Genomic DNA, 21,578 nt, shown 5'->3' on the forward strand with positions numbered 1-21,578 from the left:
GATTTAGGGCGTTCTGATTGATTAAAAACTGCATCCATGTTCGGATGCGTACATCGGGAGATGATGTGAGGAAATCCAGTTTTTTGCAGACCTTGCGCCCCACGCTGATGGCGTCTTTGCTAGCGTTGTCATGCGCGACCAGTTGGGCCGGGCGGGATTTCACCCCGCAATCAGGCACCTGGATCGTGAGCAGCGAAATCAATGGCAAACCCGGCCGAGGTTTAGCCATTGATGTGCAAGGCAACACCTTCTTCATGCAGGTCTTCGGATACGAGAAGAATGGCGACGCGACCTTTTACACCGCGACTGGCCAGATGCAGGGCAATAGCGTTACCGCTCCGCTGATGCGCTACAAGAATGGCCGTAGTCTGGGCGGGCCGATGCAGGATGCCGTCGAAGACCAGAGCGTAGGGCCTGTCACGGTCAGCTTTCGCAATGGTCTGAAGGGAACGCTACAGTTCCCCGGCGAATCAGCGATGGCAATCGAGCGCTTTATGGTGACCAGTGACGCATTGAGCGTCACCAACCCTTTGGCACAACAAGGCGGGCGCTCATTGCGGCTGTTTACGCTGGATGCACAAGGGCAGCCTGATTACACGACCCGAGCGCAGCTTTGGCGGAGCGATGATGGCACCACCCATTTGAGCTGGGTCAGGCCTGCGGTCGTAGGCACGATTGACCACAAGCCCGTATTCCGATGTGATGTGCTGCCAGGAACGGCTCGCATGAAATGCACTCCAAGAGGCGTTCAGATGCCTGATGTGAGACCTGCCGATATCGCTGATATCGAGAGCCTGGAGTTGCTGTTCGTTGGCTTTGATATTCAAGGTGTGTTGCGCATTGGCGGCAGCCATCCCCATACCCGGACCATCACTGGTTTTGATCTGGGCGCTGCCTTGAATGAAGCCCCCTACGTTGAAGGCCGCACCTCGATCACCCCGGTCCAGCACCATAGTTATCTGGCTTCCAATTTCGGATACGGCCCCGCCTGCCAGGTGACCTGTTACTCGTCCATCACGACCAACATCCTGATGCCGATGAACGGTACCTGGGTGGTGGAAGATGAATTGACGGGTAAGCCCGGTCGTGGCATTGCGCTGGATGTGCAAGGCGATACCGTCATCCTGCAGCTGTTCCATTACCGTGCAGATGGCCAGCCTACTTTCCACATGGGCAGCGCCATTTACCAGAGCAAAGGTGCAGGCAGCCGAGCCAGCGTGGCAACGATTCCCTTGCGGCAGTACCGTGGTGGGCGAAGCCTGGGCGGCCCAGGAAAAGCGGCCGAGCTGGAGGCCGAGGCGGGCAATGCCATTGTGGAGTTCTACAGCCCCCCACTGGAAAGCGGAGCCATAGACCGCAATGTTTGGTGGACACAAGGGCAGTTGCAACTGCCCGGCGAGCCGCCCGTCAAGATTCGGCGCCTGCAAACCGATGTGCCGGCGAGTTTTGCTGAACGTATGTTTGGCGACTGGTATGCACGAAGCAACGAAGCTGTTACCCGGTTTGATCGGGTCCAAGGCGAGGGTGTCATCACCGCGGATGGCAAACTTCTTTGCTTGCCTGTGGGCTTGACACCCGGATCCAACATGAGTTGTGGAGAGCCGGATGGCGATCGGTGGCTTTCGCACTATTCCACCTATCTGCCAGACATGGGGCGCTCTGGACCATTCTTGCGCCTGCGCGATCGATTTGGCAATGCGACGGGGCTGGGTGCGCTTGATTGACCGGGCTTTTGGCGCGTGCAGCTTGCATATCTTGCGCGTGGCCCAATACGCCATATTCAGCCCGCCGCCCCAAACCGCAGCACCGTACGCCCACTCGTCGCCCCCTCCAGCTGCCGCCCCGCATGCGCCAGCAGATCGTTCAGCCCGATAAAGCGCACATGGGGCTGCAGCGCGGCAAAGTCCGGCTTCCAGTCGCCCGCCAGTTTGTCCCACAGCCTGCGCCGTTGCGGCCAGGGGGCGTTGGCGACGATGCCGAACATCTGGGCGCGGCGCATGATAAAGGGCAGCACGCTGCCATCAAAGCTGTTGCCCGAGGCATTGCCCACGCTGGCCAGCAGGCCGCCATCGGCCAGGGACCGCAGCATCCATGACAGTACCGCGCCGCCCACGTTGTCGATCGCAGCAGCGAACTGCGGCTTTTCGATGGGGCGTTTGGAGTCGATCACTTGGCTGATGTCGATCACCTCGCTGGCGCCCAGCGCGCGCAGCGCCGCTTCGTTGCCGAGCTTGCGTGTCAAAGCCGCCGTGCGGTAGCCGGCGCGGTGCAGCATATGGATGGCCAGCCGGCCCACGGCGCCGCCCGCGCCGGAGACGGCGACCAGGCCGCTGTCGGGCTTCAGCCCCAGTTCCTCAAAACGCTCCAGCGCCATCGCGGCGGTAAAGCCGGGCACGCCTAGGATGGCGACCTGCTCAGCGCTCAGGCCTGCAGGAATGGCTTGCAGGTGCGCGGCAGGGGCCTGCACCAGCTCGGCAAAGCCGCCATCCACCTCAATGCCGCGCTGGAAGCCATGGCTGAGCACCCTGTCGCCAGGCAGGAACTGTTCGCTGCGCGATTCAATGACCTCGCCTACCACTTCGATCCCCGCCACCCGGGGGAACTGGGTGATGATCTTGGCCGCCCCGTGCAGCGACAAACAGTCCTTGTAGTTCACGCCCGCATAGTGGGCCTGGATCCGCACCTCGCCGGGTGCGAGTTCACCACTTTGCAAGCTCTCTATTTGCGAGCGGATGGTGTTGTCCACGCTGCGCGTGACCATGGCCTGGTAGCTGTTCATGGGTTCTCCTTGAGAAGGGGTAGATTCAGACCACGCCTTGCGCACGCAGCTGCGCCAGCTCGTCCGCAGACACGCCGAATGCGGCATACACCTCAGCGTTGTGCTCGCCCAGCGCCGGGCCGGTTCGGGGCACCGGCATGTCGCGGCCGATGATGCGCGGAACAATGCAGGGCGCAGGCAGGCTGCCATGGTCGGCATCGGGCAGGCGGATGATGGTTTCTCGCGCCTGAAAATGCGGGTCCGCTTCGATGTCGGCGATGTCATAGACCTTGCTGAACGGGATCTCGCAGGCCTCGAGCTTCTGGCTGATCAGCGCAAAGCCATGCTCGGCAAACCAGCCGCTCACGATGGCATCGAGCGCATGCACATGGGCGACGCGATGGGGGAGGGTGTCAAAGCGCGGGTCGTCTGCCAGCTGGGACTTGTCCATCGCCTTGCACAGCCGAAGCCAGACGGCTTGGGACGATGCCACCATCGAGAAGAACACGCCGTCCGCGCTGCGGTACATATTGGACGGTGCGGTGTAGGTGGCCAGATTGCCTTCGCCACGCCGGGCCAGGCCCAGCTGTTCATGCTCGACGGGCAGCGGGTCAAGAATGCGGAACAGCGCCTCGGTGGCCGACAGGTCCACTTCCACCCCCAGTGCCTCGGGATTGGCGCGCAGGCGCGCAATCTCTGCCGCGATCGAGAACGCGCAGAAGATGCCGGCGACCGAGTCACCAATGGGGTAGTTGCTGTGCATCGGCGCGCCGCCTGCCGGCGCCGTCAGGTTGGTCAAGCCACTCATTGCCTCAAACACCCGTGCAAAACCGGCGCGGGCGCGGTAGGGGCCCGTCTGGCCAAAGCCGGTCAGCCGCACCACGATAAGGCGCGGGTTGGCGCGGTGCAGGGTGGCAATGTCCAGGCCCCATCGGTCGAGGCTGCCGGTGCGAAAGTTCTCCACCAGCACATCGAACTGCGCCAGCATGGCCAGCAGCAGCTCCCGCCCACGCGGCTTGCGCACATCCAAGGTGATGCCGCGCTTGCCCCGGTTCGCCACCTTCCACCACAGCGGTGATCCGTCCTTGATGGGCTGCATGTGGCGCAGCGCGTCGTTGCCATCGGGCAGCTCCAGCTTGATGACATCGGCGCCATGGTCGGCACACATCGTCGCGCCGCTGGGCGCGGCCAGCACCGTGGCCATGTCAAGGATGCGAACGCCGGCAAGTGAGCCCGCGTTGTTGGGTTGGTGGGTCATGAGAACTAGTTCGGGATTAAGCGCAATAGCCGCTTTGTCCCACGGCGGTTTTGCGGGCGCAATAGCATGTTTCGCTGAGCGAAACACTTGGCTCAGACGATTGACGTCCACAGGCCGCAGCCCAATCATGACCCAACGAACCACCGCCAAACCTGCCGTGAACACCATCCCCCTGCCCGGGCTCGTCAGCCCGCATGACCTCTCGCAAGACCGCCAGTTCGCGATGAACCTGGCGCGCGGTCTGGAGGTGCTGCGCGCGTTCACGCCCGCCAGTCCGGTGCTCGGCAACCGGGAGATTGCCGACCGCACCGGCCTGCCCAAACCCACGGTCTCGCGGCTGACCTACACGCTTACCTTGCTGGGTTATCTGAGCCGCGACGGCCAGTTGCAGAAGTACCGGCTGGGCCCGGGCGTGCTCTCGCTGGGCCATCCGCTGCTGGCCAGCCTGCAGGTGCGCCAATCTGCCAAGCCACTGATGGAGTCGCTGGCGCGCAGCACCGGCTGCACCGTCAACATGGGCGTGCGCGACCGCGATCTGGTGGTCTATATCGACTCGGTGCGGGCCGATTCCACCAACCAGCACTTGCCTGATATCGGCTCCACCCGCCCGCTGCTGTCCAGCGCCATTGGCCGGGCGCTGATCCTGGCCTGTCCGGCGGCCGAGCAGCGTGCCATCCTCAATTACCTCCAGGTCAAGGACCGTGCTGAGTACGACGCCCAACTCCCCAACTGGCTGGCTGATGCAGCGTGCTTCCAGGACGAAGGCTACTGCCACTCCAAGGGCGACTGGCGCAAGGAGATCCATGCGATTGCAGTGCCGGTGCGCGCGCACCTGGGCGGATTGCCAGTGGCGCTGAACTGCACCTTGTCCACGCACCGGGCATCGAAGAATCTGCTCACCCGCGAGGTGGCGCCCCTTTTGAAAGAAGCCGTTTTTCAACTAGAGCTGGCGCTGGGCATGCGTTAGGGCACCCAGCCTGACCCTTGCACCGTGCGGCTATCGATCAACCCGAAGGATGTTTGATGATCCGAGACCCCCAGAAGTTTGAAGCCATGCTGGCCGAGCTGCGTGCCTTTCTGCGCAATGAATGCCAGCCGATCGAAGTACAAGTCGATGAGCAAGACCTGATTCCGGAGCCGGTGGTGCAGCGCATGCGCGAGCTGGGCCTGTTTGGCCACAGCATCCCGGAGGCCTATGGCGGCGCGGGCCTGACGACCGAGGAGCTGGCCCTGGTAAATATCGAGGTCTCGCAGGTGGCCACCACCTTCCGGGCGCGCTTTGGTGGCAACACCGGTATTGCGTCGGAGTCGCTGGTGGTCGATGGCACGGAGGCACAAAAGAACCACTACCTGCCGCTACTGGCCAGCGGCGAGGTGACGGGCTGCTTTGCGCTGACCGAGCCCGAGGCCGGCTCGGACGCCACCGCGCTGCGGACCACCGCAGTACGCGACGGCGATCACTTTGTGATCAGCGGGCGCAAATGCTTTATCACCAATGCGCCGATTGCCAACCTGTTCACCGTGTTTGCCCGGTCCGTGCCCGGCAGCAAGGGTGCCAACGGCATCAGTGCCTTTTTGATCGAGCGCGGCACGCCGGGGCTGTCCACACCTCCGGCGATGCGTAAGATGGGCCAGCATGGCTCGCCGGTGGGCGAAGTGGTGCTGGACCAGGTGCGCGTGCATGAAAGCGCCATCGTTGGTGGCTTGGAGGGCAAGGGCTTTCGCACGGCGATGCGTGCCCTCAACAAGCAGCGCATCAACCTGGCCGGGCTCTGCGTGGGGCCCGCCATCCGCCTGGTGCAGGAGATGGCCCAGCAGGCGCAGCGGCGCCAGCAGTTTGGCCAGCCGATTGGCGAGTTCCAGCTGGTGCAGCAGTTGATTGCCGAAAGCAATACCGAGGTGCATGCCGCCCGCGCGCTGGTGCTGGAGACCGCGCGCAAACGCGACGATGGCCAGGACGTGACCATGGAGGCCTCCATGTGCAAGCTCTTTGCATCCGAGGCCTGTGGGCGTGTGGCCGACCGGGCCGTGCAGATCTTTGGCGGCAGCGGCTATGTGGCCGGTAATGTGGCCGAGCGCTTCTACCGCGATGTGCGCCTGTTCCGCCTCTACGAAGGCACCAGCCAGGTCCATATCACCAATATCGCCAAACGCACGATGGCGGCGTTGAGCGCCTAGCGGCCATCACCGCGCGCCAAGACAAGCACAGAGACAAGAACAGGCGCAGACAGACAAAGCCGATTGAGCCCTTCTCAGGAGACAAAGCCATGCAGACCCTCTCACCCATTGCCCATGCGGCGCGCACTTTGCTGGCGTGCAGTCTGGTCGTTAATGCCGCTGCGCACGCGCAGCCTGCCGCCGACGGTTACCCTAACAAGCCGGTCAAGGTCATTGTTCCGTTCTCTGCGGGTGGTGTCGTCGACTCGGTCGCACGCATCATCAGCGACAGGCTCTCCAGCCAGTACGGCAAGCCCTTTATCGTGGAGAACAAGACGGGCGCAGGGGGTTCCATCGGCACCGACTACGTCGCCAAATCGGCCCCTGATGGCTACACCTTGCTGGCGGTCAGCCCCAGCCATGCCGTGGCGCCGGCGCTGCAAAAGAGCCTCACCTGGGATCCGGTGCGCGACTTCAAGGCGATTGCTGGTTTTGGCTATGTGCCCAATATCATCGTCGTACACCCCAGCCTGCCGGCCAAGACCATGGCCGAGTTCATCGCGCTGGCCAAGAAGAGCGACCCGTCTTTGACCTATGCCACCGCCGGCCTGGGCACCTCCAACCACCTCTCGGGCGAGCTGCTGGCGCAGGAGGCCAAAATCTCGCTCGCACATGTGCCCTACAAAGGCCAGTCCGAGGCCTTGAACGATCTGCTGTCCGGCAGGGTCAACATGATGCCGCTGACCTCGGCGCTGGCGATCCCGCATGTCAAAAGCGGCAAGCTGCGCGCGCTGGCCGTTACCACCGCCAAGCGCTCCAGCGCATCGCCCGATCTGCCCACCGTGGCTGAGTCGGCGCAGCTGCCCAACTACAACGTGGGCACCTGGTTTGGTTTTGTGGCCCCGTCCAAGACACCGGCGCCGGTGCTGCAAAAGCTGTCGGCAGACATCGACAAGATCCTGGCGCAACCGGAAGTCAGAACCAAGCTCGAATCGCTGGGCATGGAGATGGCGCCGCAAAACGCCCAGCAGTTTGACAGCTTCATCGCGCAGGAACGGGACAAATGGCGTGCCGTCATCCAACAAGCCGGTATTGAGCCCAATTGAATCCGACAAGAAGACAAGTCCACCCCATGCTCCCGTTCCAAACACCCCTCTGCCAGCGCCTGGGCATTGCACATCCCATCTTTGGCTTCTCGCATGAGCCCGATGTCGTGGTCGCCATTGCCCAGGCCGGCGGCTTTCCCGTGCTGGGGCTGGCGCGCGATGCGCCGCAGGATATTCCGGCCATCGTCCGTGATGTGGAAGCGCGCCTGGCGGGCCTGCCCTATGGCATTGACCTGATGCTGCCCGCCCAGGTGCCAGAGCAGGCCGATCCGCAAAGCCTGCAGGCGGCGTTGCCGCCTGCGCATGTGGCCTTTGTCGCCGGGCTGCGCGAGCGCTTTGCGATCCCGCCCCCTGGCAAGCCCAGCTTTTTTACCGCCCATGCCCGGTCGGAGGCGCTGTTCCAGGCGCAGATCGATGCGGTGCTGAACTCCAAGGCCTGCGCCGTGGCCACAGCCATCGGCCTGCGTGCTGAGCTGATTGCCGAGGCCAAGCGCCGGGGCAAACTGACGTTCTCGCTGATTGGCTCAGTGCGCCATGCCCGCAAGGCGCTGGACATGGGCGTTGAGGTGCTCGTGGCCCAGGGCTATGACGCGGGGGGCCACACGGGCACCGTGGGCACCATGTCGCTGCTACCGCAGATTGTGGAGCTGGCGCAGAACACCCCCGTGCTGGCTGCCGGCGGCATTGCCACTGGTGCGCAGATTCTGGGCTGCATCTGCAGCGGCGCGCAAGGTGCCTGGCTGGGCACCTTGTGGATGGCCGCGCAAGAGAACCATACGCCACCTGCGCTGCTGGATCGACTGATCGCCAGCAACAGCGAAGACACCATCATCTCCCGCGCCCACAGCGGCAAGCCTTGTCGCGTGCTGCGCAGTGACTGGATCGATGCCTGGAACGAGGCGGGCGCGCCGCCACCGCTGGGCATGCCCCACCAGCAAGCGCTCACGGGCGATGTGTTCGCCTCCATCCATGAACATAACAACGCCCGGCTGATCTACGAGGCGGCAGGGCAAAGCGTCTTTGGGATCCGGGAGCGTACGACCGTGGCCGCGCAGATGGACCTGCTGGTGGCGCAGATGGACCGGGCCTGGGATCGGATGGCAGGCTGGGCGCAGCAGCCCGCCTGAAAGGCGGGTCACCCCGCACCGGCCCTCAATCCAGGCGCGGGTGCAGATCGATGTACTGCTGTTTGCGTAGCTCCAGCGCCGCGATTTGCGCCTGCAGCTTGGCGATGTCGGCGTCGATGTCTTCCACGCTTTGCTCGATGTGGTCCAGCGTTTGCACCAGCAGCTCCTTGGCCTCTTGCTTGCTCGACGCCGCAGGGGTGGCGCCGCGCAAAGGCTTGTTGGCGGTTTCCTTCATGAAGATGCCGGTGACGATGCCCACCACCGCCACCGCCATCAGGTAGTAGGCAGGAAGGTACAGGCTGCCGGTGGTATCCACCAAGGCCGCTGCGATGGTGGGAGTGAGTCCGGCCACGATGATGGCAATGTTGAACGATGCGGCCAGCGCGCTGTAGCGGATGCGGGTGGGGAACATGGCGGGCAAGGTCGAGGCCATCACGCCGGTAAAGCAGTTCAGCACAATGGCCAGCATGAACAGGCCGACAAAGATCAGACCGATCTTGCCGCTGATGATCAGCGTAAAGGCCGGAATCGCCAGCACCAGCAAGCCGATGGAGCCCACGATGACAAAGGGTCTGCGGCCAAAGCGGTCGCTGGCCAGGCCGATAAGGGGCTGCACAAAGAGCATGCCGATCATCACCGCAATGATGATCAGCACGCCATGGTCTTCGGAGTAATGCAGGTTGTGCGACAGGTAGCTGGGCATGTAGGTCAGCAACATGTAGTAGGTGATGTTGGTGGTGAGCACCAGGCCGACCGATACCAGCAAGGGGCGCCAGTAGCGCGTGGCGATTTCTTTGAAGGAGATACGTGGGCGGTTCTCCACGTCTTGCTGGTCGTCCTTCTCCATCTGGGCCAGTTGCTGCTGAAACGCGGGCGTCTCTTCGGCCGCATGGCGCAGGTACAGGCCCACCAGCCCCAAGGGTGCCGCCAGGAAGAAGGGCACACGCCAGCCCCAATCGAGAAAGCTGGCGTCACTGAGCAGGCTTTGGAGCAAGACGACGACACCGGCCCCCGTGACAAAGCCCACGATGGAGCCGAAATCCAGAAAGCTGCCCAGAAAGCCGCGCTTGCGATCAGGTGCGAACTCGGCGACAAAAATCGCGGCGCCCGTGTACTCGCCGCCGACTGAAAAGCCCTGGGCCAGCTTGCACAGCAGCAGCAAAATCGGCGCCCATATCCCAATGCTGGCGTAGGACGGAATCAGCCCGATGCAGAAGGTGCTGATGGCCATGATGATGATGGTGATCGACAGCACCTTCTGGCGCCCGAACCTGTCGCCCATCACGCCAAAGAACAGGCCGCCCAGCGGGCGCACCAGAAACGGAATCGAAAAGGTGCCCAGCGCGGCAATCATCTGCACGCTCGGCGATGCGTCCGGAAAGAACACCTTGCCCAGCGCAAAGGCGACAAAGCCGTAGACGCCGAAATCGAACCATTCCATCGCATTGCCCAAGGCGGCGGCGGAGATGGCTTTTTTGAGCTTGACCTGGTCGACGATGGTGATGTCGTGCAACTCCAGGGTGCCGCTTTGGGTCGGGATGAGGGGCGGCGATGGAGGTGTCGGATCGGCCGCAGCATTGTTGTTGGTGGTGTCCATGCGGTTACCCAGTTGTGGTGGGTCGCCATCTTCGCCAATTGCAGCCGGCCCGTCTGTAGGACGAGGCGGGCGTGCGCTGCCACCCAAAGCCGCCAATGCTCCGGCCCCCCTAAACCGAAAAGGCAGCGCCCCAAGGCATACATGCGCAGGCGGATGCACCTGCAGGCAAGCATCGCAAGTGCTGATACAAGCCGCTTGTCAGGGCAAGCCAAGCCAAGCCAAGCGCTCAGGGTGGCTTGGCACACAAGCGGCGCAGACGATGCCGTCAGCCGATTGTCAATGGCGGCTCCGGAGACCGGGCGCCCTCACCAGGTGCAGCTCACACGGCAGCCAGCCGCTGCTTGGCCAGCTGGGTGCCTGCGGCCAGCGCCTTGAGCTTGCCCCAGGCCACGTCCCGCGACATCGGTGCCAGGCCGCAGTTGGTGCAGGGAAAGAGGCGGTCCGCTGGTACAAACTCCAGCGCGCGGGCGATGGTGTCTGCCACTTCCTCCGGCGTCTCGATGACGTCGCTGGCCACATCAATCACGCCCACCATCACGTCCTTGCCTACCAGCAGCTTCATCAGGTCGGGCGGCACATGGGAGTGGATGCACTCCAGGCTCACCTGGTCGATGCTGCTGCGCGCCAGCGCGGGGAACACCGTCTCGTACTGGCGCCATTCGTCCCCCAGGGTGCTCTTCCAGTCGGTGTTGGCCTTGATGCCGTAGCCGTAGCAGATGTGCACCGCCGTGGTACAGGTCAAGCCCTGCGCCGCACGCTCCAGCGCCTGCACGCCCCAGTCGGCTGCGTCCTTCATGTAGACGTTGAAGGCCGGCTCGTCAAACTGGATGATGTCCACGCCATCGGCCTGCAGTGCCAGCGCCTCTTGGTTGAGCAGCTCGGCAAAGGCCATGGCCATCTTGACCTTGTCGCCGTAGAAACGGTCGGCCACGGTATCCACAATGGTCATCGGGCCGGGCAAGGTGAACTTGAGCTTTTTCTTGGTGTGCGCGCGCGCCAACTGTGCCTCAAAGGCATGCACGCGGCCTTTTAAGCGCAAGGCGGCCACCACCTGCGGCACCATCGCGTCGTAGCGGTTGTCGCGGATGCCCATCTTCACCTTGTTGTCGAAGTCGATGCCCTCGACCTGCTCCAAAAAACCATGCACGAAGTGCTGACGCGCTTGCTCGCCGTCGCCCACGATATCGAGGCCGGCGTCTTCCTGGGCCTTGATCCACAGCAGGGTGGCATCGGCCTTGGCCTGGCGCAGCGCATCGCCTTCGGCCTGCCACTGGGGCCAGAGCTTGTTGGTTTCGGCCAGCCAGGCGGGTTTGGGCAGGCTTCCGGCGATGGAGGTTTCAAACATAAAACGAATCCTTGTAATCGATGAGGGAGTGTTGCGCGTGCGTGGGGCGCATTGTGCCCACGCAGCCGCGCGATGGGGTGCCATAGGCGACACGGCGGCAGGCAGCGTGCGCGGATGCACGCGGTTGCGCGCTATTGCCAATGGGTGGGCGCAGTCAGAGGGGGGTGTGGGTAGCCCACTGTTCCAGTACGCCTTGGTAAGGCTTGATGAAATGCGCTTCCGCAAACTTGCCTTGTTTGACCGCCAACTGGCTGCGCTCCTCGCGGTCATAGACGATTTGCGTCAGCGAATAATCCTGGTTCTTCAGACTGGGTTGGTAGAGCTTGCCTGCCGCAGCATTGGCGTTGTAGATCTCTGGGCGGTAGATCTTCTGGAAGGTCTCCATCGTGCTGATGGTGCCGATCAGCTCCAGATTCGTGTAGTCGGCCAGCAGGTCACCCTGGCAGTAAAAGGCCAGCGGCGCAACGCTGTTTGGTGGCATAAAAAACCGGACCTGCAGGCCCATCTTGGCAAAGTACTGGTCGGTCGATGACAGCTCGTTTTGCTGGTACTCGATACCCAGCACAGGGTGCGTGTTGCCGGTCCGTTGGTAGGTCTTGCTGGTGGACGCGCTGATGCAGATGACGGGCGGCTTGTGAAAGCAGGCCTGGTAGGTGCTGGAGGCGGCAAAGAGCTTGAACAGCTTGCCATGCAGATCGCCAAAATTATCGGGGGTGCTGAACGCTGCCCGATCCGCGTTGTGCGCTGCCAGCACCACACTGAAATCATAGTCCCGCACATAGGACGAAAAATTGTTCCCCGCGATGCCCTCCATGCGGCGGTTCGTCTGCTTGTCGAGAATGCTGGTTTTAAGAATCTCGATCAGCGGAAAGGCAGCCTGGCTGCTGGCGGCGCCCATGGCCATCTCGACCGAGATGATCTCCAGCTCCACGCCATAGCGATCGGCCCTCGGATTGTCCCAATGCGCCAGCGCATTGAAGCGGTTGTCAATCATCTGCAAGGTGTTGCGCAGGTTCTGCTGCCGGCTGGCGCCCCGGGCGAGGTTGGCAAAGTTGGTGGTGATGCGTGTGCTGTCCGAGGGCTGGTAATGCTCGTCGAAGCGAATGCTGCTGAGGTGGAATGAAAAGTCGTTGCGCATGGTGATCCAGGAAGGAAAGCTGAGAACCGTGAGAGCCGGCGGTGGCCCTGGAGCCATGGTGCCAAGCACCGCAGGCTGCGAGGTGGATGGGCTGGATGTTAGGGTTAATGACCCATGAAGTAAAATGGTTTTATTTCATAAATCCATGAGCGGAGTTCATTTGAATGTTGGAACGCATCCACCTCAGCATCGTTCAGCAGGTTGAACGACAAGGCTCTTTGACCGCCGCTGCCGGCGTGCTGAACCTGACCCAATCGGCGCTGAGCCACAGCATGAAAAAGCTGGAGCTGCAACTGGGCACCGACGTGTGGCTGCGCGAAGGCCGCAGCCTGCGCTTGACGCAGGCCGGCCAGTACCTGCTGGCGGTGGCCAACCGCGTGCTGCCGCAGCTGGACCTGGCCGAAGAGCGCCTGAGCCAGTTTGCGCAGGGCGAACGCGGCGCCCTGCGCATCGGCATGGAATGCCACCCCTGCTACCAGTGGCTGCTCAAGGTGGTGGCTCCCTATCTGGCCGCCTGGCCGGATGTGGAAGTGGACGTCAAGCAGAAGTTCCAGTTCGGCGGCATTGGCGCGCTTTTTGGCTACGAGATCGACTTGCTCGTCACGCCCGACCCGCTGTTCAAGCCGGGGCTGCGGTTTGAGCCGGTGTTTGACTATGAGCAGGTGCTGGTGGTGGCCAAGGGCCATGCCCTGGCTTCGGTCGCCTATGTGAAGCCCCAGCAACTCACCCAAGAGGTGCTGATCAGCTACCCCGTGGATATCGAGCGGCTGGACATCTATAACCAGTTCCTGCTGCCCGCCGGCGTCACGCCCCGGCGCCACAAGGCCATTGAAACCACCGACATCATGGTGCAGATGGTTGCCAGCGGGCGCGGCGTGGCGGCCTTGCCGCGCTGGCTGGTGGAGGAATACGCCACCAAGATGGAGGTGGTGCCTGTGCGGCTGGGCCAGCGCGGCATTGCCAAGCAGATTTTCCTGGGCGCACGCGAGGCGGACACCGCCATTGACTATGTGCGGGCTTTTATTGAACTAGCGCGCCAGCCGGCTGCAACCCAGCCCCCTGCCAAGAGGGAGCAGACCGCACCGTAGCGGGCGCTCGGCCTGGTGCTGGCGCCATGACACTGGTGGGCATCCGGGCATCCGGGCAGTCGCCATCACCTGCTTGTCTCTGCCACTAACCAAAGCAAATGCAGGCTGAGCAAATGCGAGGAAAAAAGATAGCGACACAACGGAGAAATGGCTGCAGAGCTGAATGGCGTGACCGATGTCCAGCAGATGGAGTGCTGAATGCAGAGGTACTTGCCATGGCGAACAAATTCCAACCCATGCTGGATGCGCAGAAGGCGCGTTTCTTCAGCGACCTGAGCAAATCAGCCCAGTGGCGCCTCGCACAGCTGGATCGCATGGAGCGGACCTCAAAGGCCTCCGTCAAACGGCTCTGACCTGGGCCAAACCACCATCAACAAACAGCTCGATACCGGCGATGAACTTCGCCTGTGGCGAAGACAGGAACAGCACGGTGTCTGCAATCTCATCGACTTCACCGACGCGGCCGATCGGCACCTGGCTGGCCATATAGTCCAGCAGGCCTTGCTGCTGCGCGGCATCGTTGCTGGCCAGTTCCACCAAGCCAGGGGTGCGGATGGGGCCGGGGCTGACGACATTGACGCGGATGCCGCGTTCCTTCAGGTCCAGGGTGCAGCTGCGGGCAAGATTGCGCACGGCGGCCTTGGAGGCGCTGTAGATGCTGAAGGCGGCGGTACCGATGGAGCCGACGACCGAGCCGGTCAGCACGACGGAGGCGCCATCACGCAGCAGCGGCAAAGCCTTTTCCACGGTAAACACGAGGCCCTTCACATTCGTGCCAAAGGTGGCGTCGAAATGCTCCTCGTTGATGGCGCCCAGGGGCAGCATCGAGCCACCGCCGGCATTGGCGTACAGCACATCGATTTGCGGGTGGCCTTGCTGCACGGCGTACTAGTGGCGCTGCTGCAGCCAAGCCTTTCAGTGTTTTTCTGTAGGCAGCGCAAACTCCCCCAGCCGCGCACGCAGATGCTCGGACAAATGCTCGACCAAGGTCGACACGCGCGCCGTGCCATGCTGCTTGCTGGGGTAGACCAGGGACAGCGGGCGCGGCGCAGGCTCCAGGCCGGGCAGGATGCGGACCAGCTCGCCGCGCGCAATCGCATCGAGCACCTGGTAGTGCAGAAAACGGCCAAAGCCCTGGCCGGCGATGCAGCCGGCGATATTGCCGCCGACGGTATTGCAGCGCATGCGGCCCTGCACCTTGACCCGCTCCAAGCGGCCCTTGCTGCCAAATTCCCAGAGGTTGGCGTCGCCCACACCGCCAAACTCTATGCAGGGCAGGGCGGCCAGGTCTTGCGGCTGCTGGGGCATGCCGCAGGCGGCGACCAGGGCGGGGCTGGCGGCAATCACCTGGTGGATGTCCACGACATGGCGCGCCACCAGACTTGAATCGGGCAGCGGCGCAATGCGCACCGCCAGGTCCAGGCCTTCTTCCACCAAATTGACCACGCGGTCGAGCAGCAAGAGCTGCACCTCTACCTGCGGGTAGCGCTGCAAGTAGCTGGCCACCAGCGGGGCCACATGCAACTCACCAAATTTGACAGAGGCCGTCAGGCTGATGCTGCCCGAGGGCTCGGCCTGCGCCCGGCGCATCGCCTGCTCCGAATCGGCAACCGCAGCGCGGATGGCCAGCGCATGCACGCGGTAAGCCCGGCCTTCGTCGGTGATGGCCAGGCGCCGGGTATTGCGGTTGAAGAGGCGCACGCCCAGGTGTTTCTCCAGTGCAGCCAGCGTGCGCACCACGCTGGGCAGGGACAGCTCCAGCGCCTCGGCGGCGCGGGTCAGGCTGCCCAAATCGGCGATCGCAAGAAAGACATCAATGGCGTGGAGGCGGTCCATGGTGCGGGTGATTACTGCAAAAAATGGAAGAATTAAATCAATTTTCTGGCATTTATCACGTTTGAGTAAATAGATAAATTTGCTTCCGAGACGGCAGCTCCAGTTTTGTCACTAGCCGTCCTCGAAAGGACTATTTATGAAAACCGTCATCGTTGTTTTTTCCGATCCCCAATCCGGCACGCAAGAAGCGCTGGGCCGCCTCGTGAACGCCCTGTTCCTGGCCTATGAGCTCAAGGAAAAGAACCGGGACTTCGACCTGGTGTTCCAAGGCACGGGCGTGCGCTGGCCCGCCGAGCTGGTCAAGCCAGAACACCCCGGCCATGCACTGTATGAAGCCGTGCTGGACCACATCGTTGCCTGCGGCGGCTGCGCCGACGTGTTTGGTGCGGGCGCAGGCCTGGCACCTACCGGTATCGAACTGGTGCGTGACAAGACCATCCCTGGCACCACCGGCGTGCTGGATCTGTCGCGTCACCTGGACGCGGGCCACACCTTGGTCACGTTCTAAGTCAGATTGCTGATATCCGTTGCGACCCTGCCGCCATCAAGGAGCCAATATGGACGAAACCATCTTTCACGCTGGCGAACGCCTGGTGCAGGAGCGCACCGGCGAGCGCGGCACCGCGCTCATCAACAGCCGCAGCGTCAGCCCTGGCATCCCAGCGGCAGCGCGCAACTTTGTGGGCCAGCAGCGCTGGTGCGTGGTGGGTGCGGCCGATGCGGCAGGCGCCATGTGGGCTTGCCTGCTGAGTGGCGAGCCCGGCTTTGTGCAGACCAGCGATGACCTGCGCAGCCTGCATGTGGCCAGCAGTGACCCGCAGGGCGTGCTGGCCCGCATAGCGCCCATGGCAGATCTGCAGCCCGAGCAATCCATCGCCGTGCTGTTGATTGAGTTGCAGACCCGCAGGCGTCTGCGCATCAATGGCCATGTGGCTCAGGCATCGGCGCAGGCGCTGGACGTGGCGGTGGGCCAGGCCTTTCCGGTCTGCCCCCGCTATATCCAAAAGCGCGAACTGCTGCCGCTGGAGGCCGCACCCGCAGCCGACAACAGCACCGGCACAGCTAGCACCTCGGGCACGGTGCTGGACGAGGCCACGTCGGCCTGGATCGCTGGCGCTGACACCTTGTTTATCGCCAGCCTGGGCCCCACCGAGGACGCCGATGTATCGCACCGGGGTGGCCGGCCTGGCTTTGTGCAACAACAGGGCCAGGTGCTGCGCATCCCTGATTTCAACGGCAACAGCATGTTCAACACCTTGGGCAATCTGGAGCTGGAGTCGCGCTGTGGCCTGGTCTTTCCGGACTTTGAAGGCGCGCGCCAGTTGCAGCTGACCGGCCATGCGCGTACCCATTTTGGCGTCGATGCCGACATCGACCAGACCGGAGGCACCGGGCGCTGGATCGAGTTCCAGGTGGACAGCTGGCGCAGCACGCTGCTGAACCTGCCCCAGCGCTGGCGCCTGCTGCAAGCCTCGCCCTACAACCCTTGAGAGTGCTATGCAACCCCTGACAAGCCTGGACCTGGTGGTTGCTGACAAGCAAGCCATCGCCACCGACATCGTGCGCCTGGTGCTGCGCCACCCCGCAGGCCAGATGCTGCCCGGTGCAGAACCCGGCGCGCATATCGCCTTGGATCTGGACGGCCGCGTGCGGCGCTACTCCTTGCTGCACACCGGCCCGGCACTGGACCACTACAGCATCGCCGTGCTGCGCACCGCGCAGAGCCAGGGCGGATCGCATTTCATCCACGACCAGCTGGCCGTGGGGGACAGGCTGCGCGTGCTGGAGCTGGCCCATGAATTCGCGCTGCAGCCCGATGCACCGTACACGCTCTTGATTGGCGGCGGCATTGGCATTACGCCGTTGCTGAGCATGGCCGAGCATCTGCAGCAAGCAGGGCAGAGCTTTGCCCTGCACCAGATCGTGCACGACCTCGCACGCCAGTGGCCGCTGGCTCCAAGCCTGCCTGCCCAGCCCCACATCGGCCGCAGCAGCCTGAACCTGCCTGGTTTGCTGGCCGCGCAAGTGCCCGGCAGCCAGGTCTATGTCTGCGGGCCCGCCGGTTTGGTGGGCGCCGTGCGCGCCGCTGCCTCCCAGCTGGGCTGGGCCAAGGAACGCATCCACAGCGAGAGCTTTGGCGCCGCTGCGGATGCCTGTGATGGCCCATTGCGGGTCAAGCTGGTCCAGTCGGGCCTGAGCATCGATGTAGAGCCCGGCCAATCCTTGCTGGATGCCTTGCTGGCTGCAGGCGCCTGGACGGGTTACGAGTGCCGGCGCGGCGTCTGCGGCGCCTGTCTGACCGAGGTGGTCAGCGGAACTCCTATCCACCGCGACAGCATCGCACCTGCATTGCGCGGCGATGCGATGTGCACCTGTGTGTCCTGGGCGGAGGGGCCGGAGCTGGCGCTGAATCTCTAGCACTCGGCAAAAATCCTTGTTGTGGTCTGAACACGGGCTCGGGATATCCGCGTTCATTCCATGGGGCAAGGATTCTGCAGCGTATCCCTAATGCAGCATCCGCAGTGGGGCGTCAATACTCTCTGCAAACTTACTGGCGGTATTAATGCAGGCTAGGCCGATCAATGGCGCGCTGGTTCGGAGCGATCAATCGCCGGCACCGTTGTGATGGTGGTCACTTTTCGTGCGGAATTTATAGTTGCTCGCCTATACTGATTCGATAATCAAATAGGAGAGAGAGTGCGCCTTCCCATCCGTATTCAAGCCTTACGCACGGCCGTGCTTGCAGCAGGCCTTGCTTTTTCCTATGTCTCCAGCTGGGCTGCGCGGGATTTCACGCCGCAAGCGGGCACCTGGATCATTAGCGAAGAGCTCGATGGCAAACCAGGGCGCGGCCTTGCCATTGATGTGCAGGGCAATACCTTTTTCATGCAGGTATTTGGCTATGAAAAAAATGGCGATGCCACTTTCTACATGGCCACTGGCCAGATGGCTGGCAATACCATCACTGCGCCGCTGAACCGGTACAGCGGTGGGCGCAGTTTTGGCAGTGCCGCAAGGGATGCCGTGGAGGATGGATCGCCCGGCAATGTCACTGTCAGCTTTGCCAATGGCCTGCAAGGCACGGTGCAGTTTCCCGGCGAGGAGGAGGTCGCCATACAGCGCTTTCATATGCAAACTGCTGAATTTGAAGACCGCTATTGGGTACAGCAGCGCGCCCGCAGTTTTTTCGTTTCAGCGGCGGACCCTGCGCAGCAGATTGAATTCGCTGCAGATATGTTTTTGGGCGCTTCGGGGACTAGCAGTGGCGGGCTGCAACTCTATCTCAGCAATATGCCTGGTGATTTGAGACAGCGCATGTCTTGCGAAAAACTGGCAGGGCGTGATGTATATACCTGCACCAAAGTGTCCGATGAATCCCCGCAAGAGCGGGGCAATGTGCAGGAGGCGCGGCTGCATATTGCCGGCATTAATGTCTATGGGACGGTGGATGTCGTGAGCAATGGCGTCAGCCATCGCCTGCCGCTGCAAGGTATTACGGTGGGAGGTGGTGGCGAATCGACTATTACAGGCTGCGGACAGTACGTGGACCTTTATGTCTCCGACATCATCAACTGCCGCCAGGTCAGCAGCCCCAGCAGCGGGACTTGGGTCGTGGAAGAGGAATTGCTGGGCAAGCCGGGACGGGGCTTTGCCATCGATGTGCAAAACGGCATGGTGCTTGCCCAGGTGTTCAATTACCTGCCCAATGGGCAGCCCACTTTCCATATGGGCAGCGGCCTTTACCAAGGCATCGACACCAGTGTTCCGCTCAACCGGTACGCAGGAGGTCGCTCGCTAGGGGGGCCTGCAGCCAGTGGAGCCCTGGTGGATTCGTCGGGCGACCTGTCGATTCGATTCTCTGAAAGCGCAACTGATAGTGGTTTCTCGGCCAATCGCGTGGTGGGGATTGTCCACCTTCCTGGAGAGGCGCCAAAGCGTATGGTGCGGATGTCCCTGGATGCCGAGGCTAGCTCGTTGCAAGCCTTGCTGGGGCAGTGGTGGATAAGGCGCTACGTCGTGCAGGGCGGCGCACGGGGCCTCAAGCGGATAAATTTGACGAGCTTGGAGGGGGAGCGCTTGTTCAACGACGATGGCAGCGTCGTGTGTACCCGTAATGCGCAAACGACTATCCCAGCCGCACAATGCACATGGACGGAGGATGGTGTGGAGATGATGGCATGGCTAAGCAACGAGCCCAATAACCGCACCCGTCGAGCCCTTCAGGTCACCGATCGCCTCGGCAACCGCATGGGGTTGGGGGAGGTGCCCCTCGATTAAAAGGGGAGGCGCATCCCCTGCAGATCACTTGCTGACTTTGTGTATCCAATTTGTAGCCTCAGGCTATTTTCGGGATGGAAGCAAGGCCAAACGCAGAGGTCATCCACCAGCCCAAGGTGAACTTGCCGCCGCAAGCGTGCCACGGCAACCCGGGAAGGTCGAGCAGCCCCAGAAGGACTTGCCGGCATTGGCACCCTGGCGTGCGGTGCGCAGTTCCATTGCGGCGCTGCAGCGCGGGCAGTTGGGTTTGGTGGAAGGTGGCTGGGGTGCTGCAGGCGCTGTTGCTGAGGCAGTCGCAACAGCGGTGCGCGCAGGTGCTGCAGGCGGGCTGCCACCGGCTTGGGCAGCCTTGGGCCCATTGACCAGCGATTGCCGAGCGCGCTGGACCATCGCCAACAGCTGGGGGCCATCGACCAAGGTGATATTGCGACCCCGTGCAAAGGCCTGGGCATCGTTGCTGAAGCGGCCGGAGGTGACCACAAAGCCGCCCGTCGCGCCCCTGGCGGCCATCACGCCATAGAGCTCACGCACGATCGCAACACCGACTCTCTGGGCCTTCCACTGCTTGCACTGCACGAGAAATTTCTCGCTGCCTTTGATCATCACCAGGTCCACGCCGCCGTCGGGCCCGTTGCCACCCAGCTCGATGATGCGGAAGCCTTGCAGGCGGTAAGCCTCGCCCACCAGCAGCTCAAACTCGCGCCAGCTGATATCGCCCAGCGCGGCCACATCCTGCGCCTGCGCCACGCCTTTGACGAGGGCCTTGCGCTGCTTTCTGCGCCAGGCCGACATGGCAGCGGCCACCAGGCACATGAAGGGCAGAAGGTACTGGCCGATGGAGGCCAGCCCATAAATGAGCCCCTTCTGAACGACGGCCGCCATCATGTCGCCGGGGCGGCCTGCGATATCTGCTGCCTGCGGCACCACCGCCCAACTGTGCAGGAAGAAATAGCTCGCTGCTGCCAGTGCCACGCAGAGCCACCAGGGCAGCATTGCCAGCAGATCCAGCATGTCTTCAAACCCGCTGCTTTTCTTGCGTCTTGCCATGGTCTCCCCCCTGTCCTTGTTTGTTGATGCATGCCTGTCTTGTGCGGCTTGCTGGTAGCTGCGCAGTGCTTTTTGAAGCGCTGCGCGCATACCGTCTGATGCTTTATATTACAAAATGTATCTTTGTGATCTTACGCTTGGCTGACGCCGGGAGCAGCGCTGTCACTTTGGTGGAGTCGTTGATGGATCCAGCGGTCCAGGCCCCAGGGCCCACAGCCTTGAACGATCAGCAGGATGGACATCAAGATATAGCCGCTCTCGGGCAAATACAGCAGCCAGCTGTACCAGGTCAGCAGGTTGATATGGGGAGGAATGTGGTGCAGGCCCACGGTGAAGAGCGCTACCGTGCTGATGCACAGCAGCACCAAGGCGCTAAGTCGGGTCAGCAGCCCGATGGCGAGCAAGAGCCCGAAGACCGTCTCGCAGGCGGCCACAAACACCGCCATGAAGGCGGGGAACGGAATGCCCGCCTCGATCATCGTCTCCAACATGAGGGCCTGGTTCTCCGGCACAAACACCTTGTTGAAGCCAGAGGCAAAAAAGAACAGGCCGAAGGCAATGCGGATCAGGGCCAGGGGTGCAAAGCATCGTCCACCGGGTGAGGACAGGGCAGGCAAATAGCGGTTCATCGATGGGCTTTCTTGAAGGGGCTCCGCCTTGGTGGTTGGAGCAAGGGCAAAGTTCCAGCCCGCTATCGCTGCTTGCTGCCTGTTGCGTTATCGCCATCTGGCAGCTTGCCCTGGCGCCGGGGCAGCGTGGATTGCAGCGCGCTCCCAAAAATTTTTAAGAAATTTCTGGTCCCAGGTGATCACTTTTCCAATCTCGTTCGGTGTACAGGGCAAT

General features: G+C 62.6%; 19 protein-coding genes and 1 pseudogene. 11 read left to right on the forward strand and 9 right to left on the reverse strand.

Features of this window, described 5'->3' with window-relative positions:
• Positions 1-65: 65 nt before the first annotated feature.
• Positions 66-1,724, forward strand: a complete 1,659-nt coding sequence (locus M2375_RS15670) for a hypothetical protein (protein WP_259168780.1) — start codon at positions 66-68, stop codon at positions 1,722-1,724.
• Between the two features lie 56 nt (positions 1,725-1,780).
• Here M2375_RS15670 and M2375_RS15675 read toward each other — a convergent pair whose 3' ends face one another.
• The gene (locus M2375_RS15675) at positions 1,781-2,779 is read right to left on the reverse strand and encodes a YhdH/YhfP family quinone oxidoreductase (protein ID WP_259168781.1); all 999 of its coding nucleotides are present in this window, start codon (positions 2,777-2,779) and stop codon (positions 1,781-1,783) included.
• Positions 2,780-2,804: 25 nt separating this feature from the next.
• Entirely contained in the window at positions 2,805-4,016 is a 1,212-nt protein-coding gene (locus M2375_RS15680) for a CaiB/BaiF CoA-transferase family protein (RefSeq protein ID WP_259168782.1), read from the reverse strand.
• 127 nt (positions 4,017-4,143) lie between these two features.
• Between M2375_RS15680 and M2375_RS15685 the strand changes: the two genes are divergently transcribed.
• From M2375_RS15685 to M2375_RS15700, 4 genes are all read left to right on the forward strand, one after another.
• On the forward strand, positions 4,144-4,983 hold the full coding sequence (locus tag M2375_RS15685; RefSeq protein ID WP_259168783.1) for an IclR family transcriptional regulator: 840 nt from the start codon (positions 4,144-4,146) through the stop codon (positions 4,981-4,983).
• A gap of 56 nt (positions 4,984-5,039) precedes the next feature.
• Positions 5,040-6,194: an acyl-CoA dehydrogenase family protein gene (locus tag M2375_RS15690; protein WP_259168785.1), complete on the forward strand. Its 1,155-nt coding sequence runs from the start codon at positions 5,040-5,042 to the stop codon at positions 6,192-6,194.
• Between the two features lie 89 nt (positions 6,195-6,283).
• Positions 6,284-7,279 (forward strand): tripartite tricarboxylate transporter substrate binding protein, encoded by a 996-nt coding sequence (locus tag M2375_RS15695; protein WP_259168786.1) that lies wholly within the window; start codon positions 6,284-6,286, stop codon positions 7,277-7,279.
• Between the two features lie 26 nt (positions 7,280-7,305).
• The gene (locus M2375_RS15700) at positions 7,306-8,406 is read left to right on the forward strand and encodes a nitronate monooxygenase family protein (protein ID WP_259168787.1); all 1,101 of its coding nucleotides are present in this window, start codon (positions 7,306-7,308) and stop codon (positions 8,404-8,406) included.
• Positions 8,407-8,431: 25 nt separating this feature from the next.
• On the opposite strand, the gene proP is transcribed toward M2375_RS15700, so the two are convergent.
• The 3 genes from proP to M2375_RS15715 form a co-directional block, all read right to left on the reverse strand.
• Positions 8,432-10,003: a glycine betaine/L-proline transporter ProP gene (proP, locus tag M2375_RS15705; protein ID WP_259168788.1), complete on the reverse strand. Its 1,572-nt coding sequence runs from the start codon at positions 10,001-10,003 to the stop codon at positions 8,432-8,434.
• A 319-nt stretch (positions 10,004-10,322) separates the two neighbouring features.
• Positions 10,323-11,348 carry a methionine synthase gene (locus M2375_RS15710; RefSeq protein WP_259168789.1) on the reverse strand — a complete coding sequence of 342 codons (1,026 nt, stop codon included), beginning with the start codon at positions 11,346-11,348 and terminating at the stop codon, positions 10,323-10,325.
• 154 nt (positions 11,349-11,502) lie between these two features.
• Positions 11,503-12,486 (reverse strand): DUF1852 domain-containing protein, encoded by a 984-nt coding sequence (locus M2375_RS15715; protein ID WP_259168790.1) that lies wholly within the window; start codon positions 12,484-12,486, stop codon positions 11,503-11,505.
• A gap of 164 nt (positions 12,487-12,650) precedes the next feature.
• Here M2375_RS15715 and M2375_RS15720 point away from each other — a divergent pair, with 164 nt between their 5' ends.
• Positions 12,651-13,574, forward strand: coding sequence for a LysR family transcriptional regulator (locus tag M2375_RS15720; protein ID WP_259168791.1), 924 nt, complete (start codon positions 12,651-12,653; stop codon positions 13,572-13,574).
• A 215-nt stretch (positions 13,575-13,789) separates the two neighbouring features.
• On the forward strand, positions 13,790-13,927 hold the full coding sequence (locus M2375_RS15725) for a hypothetical protein (protein ID WP_259168792.1): 138 nt from the start codon (positions 13,790-13,792) through the stop codon (positions 13,925-13,927).
• Here M2375_RS15725 and M2375_RS15730 read toward each other — a convergent pair.
• Positions 13,914-14,453 (reverse strand): annotated as a pseudogene (locus M2375_RS15730) (SDR family oxidoreductase); the annotation flags it as partial. The gene M2375_RS15725 and the pseudogene M2375_RS15730 overlap by 14 nt on opposite strands.
• 36 nt (positions 14,454-14,489) lie before the next feature.
• On the reverse strand, positions 14,490-15,410 hold the full coding sequence (locus M2375_RS15735; protein ID WP_259168794.1) for a LysR family transcriptional regulator: 921 nt from the start codon (positions 15,408-15,410) through the stop codon (positions 14,490-14,492).
• A gap of 136 nt (positions 15,411-15,546) precedes the next feature.
• Here M2375_RS15735 and M2375_RS15740 point away from each other — a divergent pair, with 136 nt between their 5' ends.
• From M2375_RS15740 to M2375_RS15755, 4 genes are all read left to right on the forward strand, one after another.
• On the forward strand, positions 15,547-15,918 hold the full coding sequence (locus tag M2375_RS15740; RefSeq protein WP_259168795.1) for a DsrE family protein: 372 nt from the start codon (positions 15,547-15,549) through the stop codon (positions 15,916-15,918).
• Positions 15,919-15,967: 49 nt separating this feature from the next.
• A complete protein-coding gene (locus M2375_RS15745; RefSeq protein ID WP_259168797.1) occupies positions 15,968-16,900 on the forward strand; it encodes a pyridoxamine 5'-phosphate oxidase family protein in 933 nt (310 codons plus the stop codon).
• A 7-nt stretch (positions 16,901-16,907) separates the two neighbouring features.
• A complete protein-coding gene (locus M2375_RS15750) occupies positions 16,908-17,828 on the forward strand; it encodes a PDR/VanB family oxidoreductase (RefSeq protein ID WP_259168798.1) in 921 nt (306 codons plus the stop codon).
• Positions 17,829-18,107: 279 nt separating this feature from the next.
• Positions 18,108-19,688, forward strand: a complete 1,581-nt coding sequence (locus M2375_RS15755) for a hypothetical protein (protein ID WP_259168799.1) — start codon at positions 18,108-18,110, stop codon at positions 19,686-19,688.
• Positions 19,689-19,787: 99 nt separating this feature from the next.
• On the opposite strand, the gene M2375_RS15760 is transcribed toward M2375_RS15755, so the two are convergent.
• Positions 19,788-20,735 carry a restriction endonuclease gene (locus tag M2375_RS15760; RefSeq protein ID WP_259168800.1) on the reverse strand — a complete coding sequence of 316 codons (948 nt, stop codon included), beginning with the start codon at positions 20,733-20,735 and terminating at the stop codon, positions 19,788-19,790.
• A 131-nt stretch (positions 20,736-20,866) separates the two neighbouring features.
• Positions 20,867-21,364: a DoxX family protein gene (locus M2375_RS15765; RefSeq protein ID WP_259168801.1), complete on the reverse strand. Its 498-nt coding sequence runs from the start codon at positions 21,362-21,364 to the stop codon at positions 20,867-20,869.
• Positions 21,365-21,578 lie beyond the last annotated feature (214 nt).

It is taken from the genome of Comamonas sp. BIGb0152, from assembly GCF_024809975.1.
Lineage (GTDB): Bacteria > Pseudomonadota > Gammaproteobacteria > Burkholderiales > Burkholderiaceae_C > Comamonas.

What these genes read in the sequence shown, in the direction of transcription:
- M2375_RS15675 (WP_259168781.1), bottom strand. Translation starts at nt 2,779, where the DNA reads ATGAACAGCTACCAGGCCATGGTCACGCGCAGCGTGGACAACACCATC.
- M2375_RS15680 (WP_259168782.1), bottom strand. Translation starts at nt 4,016, where the DNA reads ATGACCCACCAACCCAACAACGCGGGCTCACTTGCCGGCGTTCGCATC.
- M2375_RS15685 (WP_259168783.1), top strand. Translation starts at nt 4,144, where the DNA reads ATGACCCAACGAACCACCGCCAAACCTGCCGTGAACACCATCCCCCTG.
- M2375_RS15690 (WP_259168785.1), top strand. Translation starts at nt 5,040, where the DNA reads ATGATCCGAGACCCCCAGAAGTTTGAAGCCATGCTGGCCGAGCTGCGT.
- M2375_RS15695 (WP_259168786.1), top strand. Translation starts at nt 6,284, where the DNA reads ATGCAGACCCTCTCACCCATTGCCCATGCGGCGCGCACTTTGCTGGCG.
- M2375_RS15700 (WP_259168787.1), top strand. Translation starts at nt 7,306, where the DNA reads ATGCTCCCGTTCCAAACACCCCTCTGCCAGCGCCTGGGCATTGCACAT.
- proP (WP_259168788.1), bottom strand. Translation starts at nt 10,003, where the DNA reads ATGGACACCACCAACAACAATGCTGCGGCCGATCCGACACCTCCATCG.
- M2375_RS15710 (WP_259168789.1), bottom strand. Translation starts at nt 11,348, where the DNA reads ATGTTTGAAACCTCCATCGCCGGAAGCCTGCCCAAACCCGCCTGGCTG.
- M2375_RS15715 (WP_259168790.1), bottom strand. Translation starts at nt 12,486, where the DNA reads ATGCGCAACGACTTTTCATTCCACCTCAGCAGCATTCGCTTCGACGAG.
- M2375_RS15720 (WP_259168791.1), top strand. Translation starts at nt 12,651, where the DNA reads ATGTTGGAACGCATCCACCTCAGCATCGTTCAGCAGGTTGAACGACAA.
- M2375_RS15725 (WP_259168792.1), top strand. Translation starts at nt 13,790, where the DNA reads ATGGCGAACAAATTCCAACCCATGCTGGATGCGCAGAAGGCGCGTTTC.
- M2375_RS15735 (WP_259168794.1), bottom strand. Translation starts at nt 15,410, where the DNA reads ATGGACCGCCTCCACGCCATTGATGTCTTTCTTGCGATCGCCGATTTG.
- M2375_RS15740 (WP_259168795.1), top strand. Translation starts at nt 15,547, where the DNA reads ATGAAAACCGTCATCGTTGTTTTTTCCGATCCCCAATCCGGCACGCAA.
- M2375_RS15745 (WP_259168797.1), top strand. Translation starts at nt 15,968, where the DNA reads ATGGACGAAACCATCTTTCACGCTGGCGAACGCCTGGTGCAGGAGCGC.
- M2375_RS15750 (WP_259168798.1), top strand. Translation starts at nt 16,908, where the DNA reads ATGCAACCCCTGACAAGCCTGGACCTGGTGGTTGCTGACAAGCAAGCC.
- M2375_RS15760 (WP_259168800.1), bottom strand. Translation starts at nt 20,735, where the DNA reads ATGGCAAGACGCAAGAAAAGCAGCGGGTTTGAAGACATGCTGGATCTG.
- M2375_RS15765 (WP_259168801.1), bottom strand. Translation starts at nt 21,364, where the DNA reads ATGAACCGCTATTTGCCTGCCCTGTCCTCACCCGGTGGACGATGCTTT.